Source organism: Streptomyces aurantiacus (genome assembly GCF_001418335.1).
In the GTDB taxonomy this organism is placed as follows: Bacteria; Actinomycetota; Actinomycetes; order Streptomycetales; family Streptomycetaceae; genus Streptomyces; species Streptomyces aurantiacus.
In genome coordinates, this window is sequence record NZ_LIPP01000412.1 from 1,532 (window position 1) to 2,954 (window position 1,423).

At 72.4% G+C, this 1,423-nt stretch carries 1 protein-coding gene; it reads right to left on the reverse strand.

The window, feature by feature from the left end; all coding sequences use genetic code 11:
- Window positions 1-1,423, reverse strand: a 1,423-nt coding sequence (locus AOK01_RS37115) for an LCP family protein (protein WP_245702580.1), incomplete at both ends; no start/stop codon positions are given.

The following is a 1,423-nucleotide window of genomic DNA, read 5'->3' on the forward strand; positions in this document are numbered from 1 at the left end:
CTGGTCGCCCGTGACCGTTTCGAACTCACCCTGCGTCGGGTCGTCCGCCCGGACCTTTCTGACGTTCTTGAAGTCCGCGCCCGCGACCACCTTCAGCAGGGGCCCCTGCCCCGTCACGGCGTGCAGCTCGCTGCCCGGCAGGGCCGCCGCGAGCGACTTCGCCGAACGGTCCCAGCGGGGGTCGTACCGCACGACGGTCCGCCGCAGAGAACGGTCCTGCGCGTTCACGGGCGCCCGCGTCGTACGGAACCCCGTGGCGGCCAGCCCGCCGTCGACGCGGCTGCCGAGCCCGGCGGTCATCGTCCCGTTCTCGACCTGGACCCGGATCCGCTGCGGGGCCACATCGACGCGCAGCGCCTCGGAGCGGACCCGGTGCGGCGCGAGCGGCCGGTCCTCGCGCAGGGTCTCGAAGAGCCGCCCCGCCTTCTTCTCGTCCCACTTCAGGGTCGAGCCGATGCCCTTCACCGCGTACCCCATCTTCCCGATCGGGACGGTCGTGAACTCCGAGGAGGACGGCGAGAAGGCCCGCATCGCCCGCCCCAGGTCGATCAGCTCGTTCGTCCCGAAGCCCTTGTCCGCGCGCACCGAGCCGAGCACGGCCCGGGTCACGTCACGGAATTTGAGCGGGTTGAGCAGCACGCCGGACGACGTGGCCCGCGCGATCAGCGCCGCGAGGAACCGCTGCTGGCGCTGCATCCGGCCGAGGTCCGAGGCCCCGTCGATGTGCCGCGAGCGCACGTACTGCAGCGCCTGCCCGCCGTTCAGATCGTGCGACCCGGCCGCCAGGTCGAGCCCGGTGTACGTGTCCTTCAGCGGCCGGACCGTGCAGATCCGCACCCCGCCGAGCACGTCCACGGTCTTCATGAAGCTGGTGAAGTCGACTTCCAGATAGTGGTCGACCTTCACCCGGGTCATGTTCTCGACGGTGCGCACGGTCAGCCGCGGCCCGCCCTCCGCGTAGGCGGCGTTCAGCTTGACCGGGTGCGGCTTGTGCCGTTCGCCGGTGGTCCGGTCGGTGTGCGCGGGCGTCTCGGCGTACGAGTCGCGCGGCAGGCTCACCACGCTGGCCCGCCGCCGGTCCTCGGAGAGGTGCACGATCATGACCGTGTCCGTGCAGTGGCAGGGGGCGCCGCCGAGCCGGTACTTCTCCTTCTGGGCCGGTGAGATCCGGTCCCGTCCGTCGGTGCCGACCAGGAGCACGTTCATGCCGTGGCCCCGCTCGGGCCGGTTCTTCATGTCCTTGAACGGGTCGATCCGGTCGATGTCGGAGTCGAGCCCGGTGACCACCGCGTGTCCGACGCCGGCCGCCGCGAGCACCGCCACCGACAGCGAGGTCGCCACCCGCATGGCCCAGCCCGGCCGATTGCGCCGTACGGGCGGCCGCGCCGGGCGCTGCCGCGGGGGTGGGGCGGGGGAGCTGGGC